Raw genomic sequence first — 12,017 nt, 5'->3', positions numbered from 1 at the left:
AAGCAGTTTCTAAGATTGAAAGAAGACAGCTCAATAAAACTCAACTATTTCCATGATTTCTTTTAACTGTTTATTTCAGCGTCCAAAATTTTGGCACCAACTTCACGATAGGATACATCTCCCAAGATCTGAATCGTAAATTGCCCTTTTTCATATTCAACAACTGTCACACTGCCGTTGTCAACCTCAGGATTTTTGCTAATGGATTTGTCCAGCAGGTAGGCAAAAGTCCCAATGGTCATACTATGGCTGACAACCAAAGCATTGCCTCCACCAGCGGCTTCCACTTCTTGGGCAATAGCTGTAAATCCAGCTAAAATCCGCTCGCTCAGTTGCTCCCAGGGCTCAGCCCAGCCAGCCGTATCCACTTCAACCAAGCCGTCTGCCAATTCTGGGAAAGTCAGCTCTTTATAATTATCGGTGTCACGCACCCTTGGAATCACTCCACGGAAAAGATCGCCACCATAGGCCCCGTCAAAGCTCCCAAAGCACCACTCTCGGATGCGCTTGTCAAACTTATAAGGAATCTTCCCGACCAAATCCAGCTCTTCTAGGATAATCCCCATGGTCTGAATAGTTCGACCAGAGTCGCTTGAGAAAGCCTTGGTAAATTCCAAACCAGACTCTCTTAGCCCAATCCCTAGCTCACGGATGCCACGTTCACCTTCTTCAGTTAAGGGAGTGTCCGACCAGCCCTGAGCTCGACCAATGGTGTTAAACATAGTCTTCCCATGCCGGATGATGTATAATTTCGTTTTTGCCATGAATGTCTCCTTTTCTCATCAAGGCCACCCAACTAAGAGTGGCTTATTTATCTCGCATTTGACTGAGCAAGACAGAGGGAAAGAGAGTGGGACAGAAATCAGTAATTCGTTAGAATTCGATTTCGTCGTCCCACCTCCGCACAGTTGAGTAGGGCTGTAAAAGCTGATGAAATCAGCCTAGTAGAGCCCACTCAATCCCTTCGTCTTGCTCGACAATCCAAAGACAATTGAGAGGCTAGGATTTTGTCCCAGCCTCCTATTACTTAGTTTTTAAAACTGTGAATCGGCGCTGGAATCTGACCACCCCGCGCGATAAAGGCGGCTGACGAAGCCTGATTGACCTTCATGACTGGAGCTGTTCCCAAGAGTCCGCCAAATTCAATCATATCGCCTTCCTTGCCTTTTGGAATAATCCGCACAGCCGTCGTCTTTTGATTGATAACACCAATCGCCGCCTCATCCGCAATCATGGCTGCGATGGTTTCAGCTGGCGTCGCTTCTGGAATAGCAATCATGTCCAAGCCTACCGAGCAGATAGCCGTCATAGCTTCCAACTTTTCTAGATTGAGCGAGCCATTTTGCACAGCCGCAATCATGCCCTCGTCCTCTGACACAGGAATGAAAGCACCAGACAGACCGCCGACCTGGTTGCAGGCCATGACACCGCCTTTTTTGACTTGGTCATTAAGAAGGGCAAGCGCCGCTGTCGTACCATGAGTGCCAACTGTTTCCAAGCCCATTTCTTCCAAGACACGAGCTACTGAGTCTCCGACCGCTGGTGTTGGAGCCAGACTCAAGTCAACAATTCCGAACTTGACGCCCAGACGCTCGCTGGCCATCTGACCGACCAGCTGGCCGATACGAGTGATTTTGAAGGCCGTTTTCTTGACTGTTTCCGCGACCACGTCAAAGCTCTCACCACGGACCTTTTCCAAGGCTCGTTTGACAACACCAGGCCCAGAAACACCGACATTGATGACCACATCTGCTTCACCAACACCATGGAAGGCGCCTGCCATGAAAGGATTGTCCTCGACCGCATTGGCAAAGACGACTAGCTTGGCCGCACCCATGTCAGAAAGCTGGGCCGTTTCCTTGATAATCCGCCCCATATCCGCAACTGCCGTCATATTGATACCGGTCTTGGTTGATCCAATATTGACAGAGGAGCAGACCTTGTCCGTCTCAGCCAAAGCGCGTGGAATAGAATTAATGAGGATTTCATCGCCTTTTTGATAGCCCTTTTGGACCAAGGCAGAAAAACCACCGATAAAGTCAACGCCGATTTCTTTTGCTGCCCGATCCAGAGCATGAGCCAGAGGCAGATAGTCCGTAGCATCCGTAGCTGCCCCAATCAGAGAAATCGGAGTCACGGAGACCCGCTTGTTGACGATAGGAATTCCCAGCTCAGCTGCAATCTCATTTCCGACTGAAACTAAATCTTTCGCTTTTGTCGTAATTTTTTGGTATACCTTGTCCGCCGCCCGCTCAATATCCGAGTCAATGCAGTCCAAGAGAGAAATGCCCATGGTAATAGTCCGAATATCAAAATTCTGCTCCTCAATCATGGCAATGGTTTCTGTTACTTGTCTAATATCCATGTGCCCTCTCCTTAGATATTGTACATAGCGTCAAAAATCGCTGCGCTTTGAATATTGATTTTGACATTGAGGGTCTGACCAAAGACCTCAAATTCACTACGAAGTGCTGCAAAATCCTGCTTTTCGTCGCTAGAAACGACGGCCATCATGGTAAAAAACTCGTCCAAAACAGTTTGAGAAATATCGTCAATATTGAGCCCCAGCTCTGCAATTTTAGTAGCTACACCAGCCACAATCCCTGCCTTATCTTTTCCAACAACCGTAATAATCGCTTTCATCGTTTGCTCCAATCATCTTTGTTGCTAATATTGTAGCATAAATGCCTGTTTTTTGCATGAATTTGCAGAAATCCACACTGCGAATCTTGCGGGCTGTTTAAATATCAGACTCAAATACTCTTCAGAAATTACACATATCTCATCCTTTCGTTAGAAGTTTATTTTTTATCTATGTTTTTGTTTGTAAACGGTTTCAAACTCTGTTATACTAAACTTAAAGAACACATTTAAAAGGAGGTTTCTTATGAAAAACTCATATAAGAAACGCTTATATACACAAGCCCTCAGCCTATCCGCTGCGGTTCTCTTAGCCGTTTTAGCTCAAGGAAATGCGGCAGCTGATACGCTTAACCCTGCTGAACCTCCGCAAGACAACAGCAAAATCAGTTCTCTAGTGGAGCAGCCTACACCTGCAAGTACAGAGAAGCCTGAAGAACCTTCGACTATTCCACAAGCTGATTCACTAGAGAAAAGCAGCCCATCTGAAGCTACGGACAGCAAGGCTCCAAGTCTTCCTTCCACAGCGTCAGAGGAAAAAGCAGCTGAAACTACCCAAAAACTGGACACTACGACTAAAACAGAAGTCCATGCAGCTAGCTCCCAAGAAAACAAGATTCAGCTTGCCGACAGTAAGGTTTACATGTCCGAAAAAGCCAATATTGAAGAAACTATTCAAAAGCAGGGGGCTCAAGCTGGTAAAATCACTTGGACACTGGACAACAAGCCTATTAGCGAGTGGAAAACTTGGAAAATGGATGATGGAAGCTTCACAGGTGATCCATTTGTCACTGTCGAAGAAAAAGCTGATGGAAACGACCTAAAAGTTTCCCTAAAATTTAATGAATTATTTGGGCAAGACTTAAGCCTGCGGACACCAAACAATATCCGTAGAACCTACCGCAACTTTATGGGAAGTCATGAATTAGTCGGAACCAGCGAAGATCTTGGCCTGACTATTCGCAAGAATATTGTCCTTCGTCCCTACGAAGATTTCCATACCCACGATGAAATGCTGGCAGCTATTGAAAAGAGTCTCCAAAATGCTAAAACGGATCGCTTGGTACAGATTGAGAACATCGGAAAGAGTGCTCAGGGTCGCGATATCAAGTTGGGTATCATCAGCTCCGACCAAAAGAGCATTGACGACTATCTCAACACAACCAATACAGTCGCCCTTACTAAACCAGCTGAAATGTTAGCTGCTCTGAAAAATGGTACGCTGGACTATAAACTTCCAGTCCTTATCAATAACACCCACGCTGACGAACAACCAGCCATTGACATCATCACTGGGCTCTTCAATACTTTTGCGACCAAGGAACAAATTTCCTTCCAAACAACTGACGCCAACGGTGCTGCTAAAAATATCACACTCAATGTCAAAGAACTCCTCAAGAAATTCATTTTCCTCTTTGACTTTACTGAAAATCCTGACGGAGATGTTGCCAATACGCGTGCTCTTGCCAACGGAATTGATCCAAACCGCGACACTAGCTATCAGGCCAACCCAGAAACCCGTACTGTAGCTGGACTCATTAACAAATGGAATCCAATTGCACTTTATGACATTCATGGATTCGTTAAAGAATTCTTGATCGAGCCAGCGACACCGCCACACGATCCAAACTTTGAATACGACCTTTTGTCTGAAAATATGCTGGAAAACGCCCATCACATGGGACGTGCCGGCGTCGCTAACTCTAAGTATGACAGCTATATCATCCCTAAACTAGACTGGGGCGATGGCTGGGATGACTCCTTCTCCGGCTACACTGGTGTCTATGCTATGTACCACGGCATATTAGGACATACCATTGAAATCCCTGAGGGCAATCAGGAATCCTACAAGGCTGGCTACCATGCTGTCCTCGGAGGTATCTCTTACCTGTCCCAAGATCCTGACAAGCTCATGGAAATGCGCCTCAACTTCTATCTCCGTGGCATCAACAAGGTTGAAGATCCAAAAGCTGAAAATGAGTTGGTCGGACCTGACGGCAAAGTTGTTGGACGGGTGAAAAATGGTCAGAAAAAATTCTTCCCTGACTATTACGTCATCCCAATGGGACTCGACAAAGACAATGATTCCCAACAAGCCTTTAATATGATTGAATACTTCAAGAGAAACGGTGTTGTCATTCAAGAATTGAAGGAAGATGTTGGCAACTATAAGAAGGGCGACCTAGTTGTCGATATGGCTCAAGCTAAGCGCGGCTATGCCAACCATATCCTCTACAAAGGATCAAACGAATCTGCTTGGGCTGCCATGTATGCTGAACTTTTGGTAAACTTCCCAGATATGAGAGGCTTTAAAGCTGAGCCTATCTTTAAAGATAAACTCTTTGATGGCAAACTCGGTGAAGTCACTGCTCTCCGTGCTACTCGGACGCGCGATATCAACTACTCTGCACCTTACTATGTCATCGCTAATACATCTGACAGCGCGGTCAAAGCTGTCAACCAAGCTATTCGCCAAGGTAAGAAGGTCTATCTGACAGAGGATGGCTATATCGTTGATACATCAACCTTTGCAAATCTCTTAGGTGATTATGCTATTTATGGAGATGCCTTGTATAAGGTTCCGGAAGGGCCAAGCTTGAAAGCACTGAAAGTCTATGCACCCCCTCATCAATTCTACTGGGCAGGAGTGGACTCACCTACTCATACCGCTCTGGCACTGAAAAATCTAGGCTTTGATATTGTCGATACGCCTGATGAAGCTGATGTCATCGTCCTTGAAAGCAACAAATTTGACAAGTCTATTCTTGGTCGCAAACCAACCATTGTAGTGGGTGGCTCTGCTATGCAACGCCTTGAAAAACTGGGTGTTCTAGATGGATTTGATGCGGAAAGATTCTCCGGCGGTAGCGATTTTGAAGGTCTGATGAAGGCTATTATAGACGACAAAGATCCATTGACTAGCGGCTATAAGAAGAATGATCTCTTCTATTCTAATTCTGGAAACTGGATCGCAAAAGCTCCTGCCAACTTCAAGACTTTGGCGACTATTGCAGACAGTGACTATTACATTGCAGGCTGGTGGCCAGGCAACGAAAAATTAGCCAATAAAATCGTTGCTATTTCTGGTAATTACAAGGAACATCCACTCTTCGTTTATGCTGGAAATCCAACCAATCGTCTACATACCATTCACTTCTACCGTTGGGTATCGAACGCTGTCTTTGGCGATCAATTAGCTGAGCTGAAAGATATGCCTGTCACTCACAAACCAAGTGTCGAAATTGTAGAAATTCTGAACCCAAAACCTCAGCCAAAACAAGCAGGCAAACCAGCTGACAAACCGACAACTCCGAAAGCGAAAGAAGAGCGATTAGAAAGCCTTGCTCAGAAAACAAGCGAAGCACAGCCTACCACTACAGCTCAAAAAGCAACAAATACCCTGCAGCCTCAGCTCCCCCAAACAGGAAGCAAGGAAAACTCTGCTCTCTTTACAGTTGCAACGATTCTTCTGGCTACAAGCGGTGGTCTCTTCTTACTCAAAAAGAAAGAAGCGTAAACATTTCTATTCTGCTAGATAGAACTTTGCTCATGACAGCCACCTAAATACAAAAATCGCATGGACAAATCATCTCAGTTTCATCCATGCGATTTTTTTCGTGACTTACCATCTTGTAATTTTATCCGATATTTAGGAAAGCTTAATCGAATATAGACTTTCATTATTAAGCTAAACCAGTTAGAACAGCGCTAACAAGAGCCGATTTCTGATCTTTATCATGGATATTAAGGATTGGAATCAGCAGTCTCTTCCACCATCTCAATCCAGGAATCAAAATACTGCTCCATAAATTGAGTCTGCTCCGCTATCAAAGTTTTATCAACCTCCTCATTAACAGGAGCCAAAACCCACTTGTCTTCTATATCATCACGACGATGGATGATAGCAATCAACTTTCCTGTAAAATTTTCCAGAGGCTGCTGCTGATCATGGGAAACAATATACACATCCTGCTCTTCGCCATCTCCACCCATCAGCTCAGGGATATAGCCATAATTAATCGGATAGACATTCCCAAAAGAATCTTTAAAACCGACCGGCCGATCAATAACAGCGCTAAACATTTTTTCCTTGCATTTCAACCTTTCTTTACCTCCATCAGCTACTTTCTAGCTTCATTATACAAGAAAAATCCCGCTGGAGCGAGATTTTCTATCTATAGCCTGATTATTCGTTTATATTTCCTATATTATGCAAGCCTTGCACCACATGAAATTAGAATAGACTTCGCTGTTTTTCCCGTTGCTACTTGTCAAGGACTTTTTAATCAAAATCATCTTTTTTTCATCCAATTTTCTCCTAAGCTCCCTCAGCATTATTTCAGTTGTATTTTCATTGAAATAGACAAGAACCTCATAGGGGGGTCTTTCTAATCTTTCTCTTTGTGCTACTGCCTTTTTTATCTGTATTTTTCAGTTCTTTCATAAATTCTCCTTTCCATTTTTGAATGTTTGACAACAAAAAAGGAAGTAGCGGCTATTTGCTTTTACCTCCTCTCTATCATTTTATTTAATTATTTTATTTCAACAAACTGGGATTTAGATTTTAACCCTTACGGAAAACAAAACGGGCTATTCTCCTGAAGTATGTTCTATAATATTATAGTTTAATGCAAAGTGTAGCGATATAGTCATTTCCATAACGTGATAATCTATGTCTTTTGTCACACGATTCATAAAAATCTATCATAGCGAGACCATTTTTGAGTTGTCCTCTAATCTGAGTTTCTAAAGTATGGCTAAATTCATATCCATATTCTGGATTTATGGTGATTTCGCCTTCCTCTTCAAGCTCTCTTGAATTAAAAGGTATTGAAAACTTTAAAAGTAATTCCTCATCGGGTTTGTCCCATACAGTGTCAGCATCATACATGTAGATCCAAGGATTCATAAATCCGACCATTAACAGTCCACCCTTTTTCAATACTCGAGAGGCTTCTTTGTACATGTTTTCTAAATCTTCTATGTATACATTTGAAACCGGATTAAAAATAATATCAAAAGTTTCATTTTCAAATGGAAATGGTTTTGTCATATCGCCTTGAACGGTATTGATTTTTAAGCCTTCTCTTTTAGCAACCAACTCATCTCTTTCTAATTGTGATTTAGAAAAATCCATTATGGTGACATCATAACCTTTTGCAGCAAAAACGGGCCCCTGCTGTCCACCACCACAAGCTAAACCTAATATCTTTTTTCCCTTGGCTTTTTCAAACCATTCTTTCGGAACTTTTTTCCCAACAGTTAAGGCAACAGAAATTGGATGTTTTCTAACTTCTTCTAATTCTTCATGTGTCAATGGCTCAGTATAGTCATTTTTTACATTATTCCATCTATCTTCATTGAATTTTATATAATCGTTCATCTTATAATCTCCTCGTAATTTTATACTGTTTAGATTTAGGTTAGATGTGTTGTCAGCAGTTGATTTCATTTTATTATACCATATGTTCAATTACTATTATTTCAATATTTTCTTAATTAGTATTTTTAAAATTTATTTTTCCTATATTTAAAATATCGAACCAAAGATTATTTTTCTTTCATCACTTTAAAATAAAAATAATGATCCCTTCCATCCTTGGCATTTTCTTTATTAAGCTTGAAGTAGTTCTTCTGATTAATAGCCATTGTTCGAAGTATATCATCAATTAAAAATGTCAATGGCACATCCATCGCTGAATATTTTTGGAAATCTTCTTCAAATCGGATATAGTCCTCTGAAAAATAATCCATCTGTAATTTATTCTCATAGAGTTCTTTTCTACTCATAAGCTACCTCCTCCAAAAGATGAATTTGTAGGATATCGTCAACTTGAACTAACTTATATCCGTCACATGTTTTGACGGATATTTCTTTTCTAGATAATTCTCTAACTTCTCCTATGATGGTGATTTTTTGAGCTTTGTGTTTGACGGTAAGTCGCCCTTTTAGCTGTTCAATATAAAGCTGAGAAAGCAACAAGAGCTTTTCAGCCTTGTCCAAATTACTAGATAAGTCACTACGATTTTTCTCTTCACCTAGCGAGGTGGTATGTTCAGATAAAAAGAAGCCCATCCACTTCTGCATACCTGGATCCTGATATTCTCGCGCTGATTGAAATGGTAAGTAAGAACGATCGATCATTTTAATCCATCCAAGCCTCCAGCAGAATGACCTCCTATCAGTTTGCTTCTTGCAATACTTCTTGATGCTTTATCTAATGAATTTGCCTTTAATAGAGAGCTGAAGCCAAACTGATTTCTAACAGAGTCAATAGCTGTCTGGAGCCTTTCTTCTTTTTTTTCTTTGTCAACATCATCAAATAGTGAGATCAATCCATAAGATTCATCCACAAATCCTGAATAGCTGACCGCCACATTTCGGATTGCTCCCGAAGTGTATTTGTTATGAAATAACTTCAAAACATAGTTTGTGAGTATATCCGTATTATTTGTTGGTTCTATCTTCATTTGGGTATTGATAGAACGTTTGTTTTCTTGTTTAGAGTAACCTAAATGTATAGCGACAACAGTTGCTTTCTTACCTGCTCGCCTTAGACGAATAGCGACTTGTTCCGCCATTTCTCGTAGTACAATCTCAATTTCTCTTTGCTCCACATAATCCCGTGGTAAAACCTGAGAATTTCCTAAACATTTAGACTTTGGTTTATAGGGTATATGAACATTACTTTCATCCACTCCATTAGCATGGAACCATAAGCGAAGACCTGCCACTCCCAAATTCTGCTTTAACATGTCTGGATTAGTATTAGCCAACTTTTTGATTGAATAAATCCCTAAACCATTCAGACGTTTTTCCATTCGTTTTCCAATTCCCCAAAAATCTGTCATATTGGGGATATTCCAAACTTTCCTTTCAACATCTTGGTAAGACCAGTTTGCCCTCATTGTAGGTGTTCTCTTTGCTTCATTATCTAAAGCTAACTTTGCGAGCAGTGGATTTGCATTCGACATTCCTATAGTTGAATAGATCCCTATTTCTCTCCAAATATCCCTTTGAATTTTTGCAGAAATAGCATCTAGCTTATCTTTCCTAGAAATATTTTTGTCTGAAATAAAATAGTTTAGTGAACTTGTAAGGTCAATAAAACCTTCATCAATGGAATAGGGATAAATATCGTCAGGACTTCCATAATTTTGAAATATCCTTTGAATCTCCATATTTACAGCTATGTATTCATCCATCCTAGGCGGAACTATTAATGTAACCTTGGCCCACTCTTCTATAAACCTTATATAATCAGGATCTGTTCTCAATCTTTGTCTTTTAGCATTATAATAGGAGAACCTTCTGGTATTAATATCAAATGGCAAATCATAAGAGCGTCCTACATTAGACTTACCAAATACTTTCTTAAACATAGGAGAAGATGCTAGAATAAGACCAGCTGAATTATCCGCTCGGCTCATGACACATAACGAAGTCTTGAGAGGATGCAAACCTCTTGATACACACTCTACGCTAGCATAGAAGGACTTCATATCTATAAAAGCAATGTCACTTTTGGGCTCCCTTGAATAATCAAAATAGCCCATAAATTAGTCCTCCAATGGCATAAAGTTTCCTACTATGATTCCAACTACTCTTGGATCTTCATCATAAGAAATGAAAATATCCTTATATTTTGGGTTAATTGAAACCAATCGTAGGCCGCCTTCTTCACGATAGGCTCGTTTGATATATGTCTGATTATTGCAGACAACCGCATAAACTGCTCCATCATAATCAAAACCTGTCTCACGTATAAGAGCTACTGAACCATTATGATATTTAGGTTCCATTGAATCTCCAGATACCCATGAAGCAAAGTCATGGGCCAACTCTTCATCGAAATAAACAGTATCATAATTTCGATCATCATAAACGGAAGCTCCGATACCAGCAGACATTTTTTCATAAACATGGTATTCGTAAAGTTTTCTTGATATCGACATAACCTTTTGTGACTGCTCTTTTTGAACTAAATCTCTAGCATAAGTAACTACTTGATCTTTACCTTTACTCGACAGTGTATTATACAAACGAACTATCTCAATTTCTGTAAAATAACCTTTGGGTACACTAAGGATTTGTTCCAACTGCCTTACTTTTCCCTTAGAAGGTGCTTTTACTCCACGTTCCCAGGCTGAATAGGCTTGGTAGCTAATTCCTAATTGATCTGCGATCTCTTTTTGGGTCATTTTTAACTCTTTTCTACGAGCTTTCAATTTTTCTGGTTGATACATAATTCACCTTACATTAGTAATAATTGCAATTCTGCTTTTTTCTTAGCCTCTTCATCTGAAAATTTTTCCTTATCCCAAACATAGGCGATCGACTTTCCTTTATTATAGACAAGCCACGTTTTTAGATTGATACTATTTTCCTTAATTTTCTTCCAATTTTTCTGATCCAATAATTCTGGAAAATCTTGGCTAGTCGCAAAACCTGTTTTATTAACAGCTTGCTTAATATGAATAATACAAGAAGATTCATATTGATTAAATTCCTCGATAATTTGTTCTTTTATATTTTGAAATAAGAGGAGGATTGAAAAATTCTTCCCGTCAATGTATAGATCGATCGCTTGCTTAATTTCACTCTCTTTATCAGGACAATATTCTCTTAGCAAATCTAAAAGACGAAAGAATAATGCTTGTTTCGAGACTTCAAGACTCTCTTGAACTTGTTTAAAATTCTCACAACTATAATAGATTTTTGATAAAAGAACAATATCTGGCATTAATACCACAGCTGAAAAGATATTAGCCTCCCGTTCTAGTAAATTTTCCTGATTATCTATCGATTCTGTAAAATAATTTCTTTCGTGTCCAAGAATAAAATGCCCTAACTCATGACAAAGTGTGAAATTTTGTTTTACTTTTGGATTATCTCGCTCATAAGAAAAACTAACACCTAACTCATCAACTACTGTCAAACCTTCTATCTTGTGATTCGAGAAGTGGTGACTAATCACTTTAATTTGGTTCTTCTGAATACAATGTTGAAAAAAATAAATGAAATTATAATTTAGTAACGAGATATTATTATTCTTCATGTACTGGTATAACACTTGTTTTGTTGCACTACTTACTCTTGTATACAATTCATCCAAAGAATGATACCTCCTTTAAGTATGATTTACAAAACTAAACCAATTTGGTTGAATATATTATATAAAAAAAGTGGACGATTGTCCACCTTCTTGTATACAAGTAATAATTATTTCCTTGATTATGATTTTTACTAACTATTATATATGATCCATCCAAAGATTGATAAAAGATCTATAAGATGCTTATTTAATAAATTTAAGATTGTTGAAAATTTCTTCTTTATACGAAGGTAAGTATTTGTCATACTTGCTATCCACTGT

At 39.9% G+C, this 12,017-nt stretch carries 11 protein-coding genes; 1 reads left to right on the top strand and 10 read right to left on the bottom strand.

Annotated elements, in window-relative coordinates:
• Positions 1-62 precede the first annotated feature (62 nt).
• The 3 genes from D8872_RS00065 to D8872_RS00050 form a co-directional block, all read right to left on the bottom strand.
• On the bottom strand, positions 63-764 hold the full coding sequence (locus tag D8872_RS00065; RefSeq protein WP_125389526.1) for a histidine phosphatase family protein: 702 nt from the start codon (positions 762-764) through the stop codon (positions 63-65).
• A 263-nt stretch (positions 765-1,027) separates the two neighbouring features.
• On the bottom strand, positions 1,028-2,365 hold the full coding sequence (locus D8872_RS00055) for a PFL family protein (protein ID WP_125389525.1): 1,338 nt from the start codon (positions 2,363-2,365) through the stop codon (positions 1,028-1,030).
• A gap of 11 nt (positions 2,366-2,376) precedes the next feature.
• Entirely contained in the window at positions 2,377-2,643 is a 267-nt protein-coding gene (locus tag D8872_RS00050) for an ACT domain-containing protein (RefSeq protein ID WP_125389524.1), read from the bottom strand.
• Positions 2,644-2,887: 244 nt separating this feature from the next.
• Between D8872_RS00050 and D8872_RS00045 the strand changes: the two genes are divergently transcribed.
• Positions 2,888-6,157 carry an LPXTG-anchored zinc carboxypeptidase gene (locus D8872_RS00045; protein WP_125389523.1) on the top strand — a complete coding sequence of 1,090 codons (3,270 nt, stop codon included), beginning with the start codon at positions 2,888-2,890 and terminating at the stop codon, positions 6,155-6,157.
• Between the two features lie 227 nt (positions 6,158-6,384).
• Here the strand turns inward: D8872_RS00045 and D8872_RS00040 are convergent, their stop codons facing one another.
• The 7 genes from D8872_RS00040 to D8872_RS00005 form a co-directional block, all read right to left on the bottom strand.
• Entirely contained in the window at positions 6,385-6,723 is a 339-nt protein-coding gene (locus tag D8872_RS00040) for an inorganic diphosphatase (RefSeq protein ID WP_125389522.1), read from the bottom strand.
• A 535-nt stretch (positions 6,724-7,258) separates the two neighbouring features.
• Positions 7,259-8,023, bottom strand: coding sequence for a class I SAM-dependent methyltransferase (locus D8872_RS00030; protein ID WP_125389521.1), 765 nt, complete (start codon positions 8,021-8,023; stop codon positions 7,259-7,261).
• Between the two features lie 167 nt (positions 8,024-8,190).
• Complete coding sequence (locus tag D8872_RS00025; RefSeq protein WP_125389520.1) at positions 8,191-8,430, bottom strand: DUF5960 family protein; 240 nt, start codon at positions 8,428-8,430, stop codon at positions 8,191-8,193.
• A complete protein-coding gene (locus D8872_RS00020; protein WP_125389519.1) occupies positions 8,423-8,785 on the bottom strand; it encodes a hypothetical protein in 363 nt (120 codons plus the stop codon). The genes D8872_RS00025 and D8872_RS00020 overlap by 8 nt, the downstream gene beginning before the upstream one ends.
• On the bottom strand, positions 8,782-10,197 hold the full coding sequence (locus D8872_RS00015) for a Y-family DNA polymerase (RefSeq protein WP_125389518.1): 1,416 nt from the start codon (positions 10,195-10,197) through the stop codon (positions 8,782-8,784). Before D8872_RS00015 ends, D8872_RS00020 begins: the two co-directional genes overlap by 4 nt.
• Before the next feature lie 3 nt (positions 10,198-10,200).
• Positions 10,201-10,887: a helix-turn-helix domain-containing protein gene (locus tag D8872_RS00010; RefSeq protein WP_125389517.1), complete on the bottom strand. Its 687-nt coding sequence runs from the start codon at positions 10,885-10,887 to the stop codon at positions 10,201-10,203.
• 8 nt (positions 10,888-10,895) lie between these two features.
• Entirely contained in the window at positions 10,896-11,756 is an 861-nt protein-coding gene (locus D8872_RS00005; RefSeq protein ID WP_125389516.1) for an ImmA/IrrE family metallo-endopeptidase, read from the bottom strand.
• Positions 11,757-12,017: the final 261 nt, after the last annotated feature.

Source organism: Streptococcus cristatus, from assembly GCF_003943815.1.
Classification (GTDB): domain Bacteria; phylum Bacillota; class Bacilli; order Lactobacillales; family Streptococcaceae; genus Streptococcus; species Streptococcus cristatus_F.
The sequence above is the reverse complement of the archived record's forward strand: the minus strand, read 5'-3'. Positions and strand labels throughout refer to the sequence as shown.

Coding starts and splice junctions, on each gene's coding strand:
- D8872_RS00065 (WP_125389526.1), bottom strand. CDS start 764: ATGGCAAAAACGAAATTATACATCATCCGGCATGGGAAGACTATGTTT.
- D8872_RS00055 (WP_125389525.1), bottom strand. CDS start 2,365: ATGGATATTAGACAAGTAACAGAAACCATTGCCATGATTGAGGAGCAG.
- D8872_RS00050 (WP_125389524.1), bottom strand. CDS start 2,643: ATGAAAGCGATTATTACGGTTGTTGGAAAAGATAAGGCAGGGATTGTG.
- D8872_RS00045 (WP_125389523.1), top strand. CDS start 2,888: ATGAAAAACTCATATAAGAAACGCTTATATACACAAGCCCTCAGCCTA.
- D8872_RS00040 (WP_125389522.1), bottom strand. CDS start 6,723: ATGTTTAGCGCTGTTATTGATCGGCCGGTCGGTTTTAAAGATTCTTTT.
- D8872_RS00030 (WP_125389521.1), bottom strand. CDS start 8,023: ATGAACGATTATATAAAATTCAATGAAGATAGATGGAATAATGTAAAA.
- D8872_RS00025 (WP_125389520.1), bottom strand. CDS start 8,430: ATGAGTAGAAAAGAACTCTATGAGAATAAATTACAGATGGATTATTTT.
- D8872_RS00020 (WP_125389519.1), bottom strand. CDS start 8,785: ATGATCGATCGTTCTTACTTACCATTTCAATCAGCGCGAGAATATCAG.
- D8872_RS00015 (WP_125389518.1), bottom strand. CDS start 10,197: ATGGGCTATTTTGATTATTCAAGGGAGCCCAAAAGTGACATTGCTTTT.
- D8872_RS00010 (WP_125389517.1), bottom strand. CDS start 10,887: ATGTATCAACCAGAAAAATTGAAAGCTCGTAGAAAAGAGTTAAAAATG.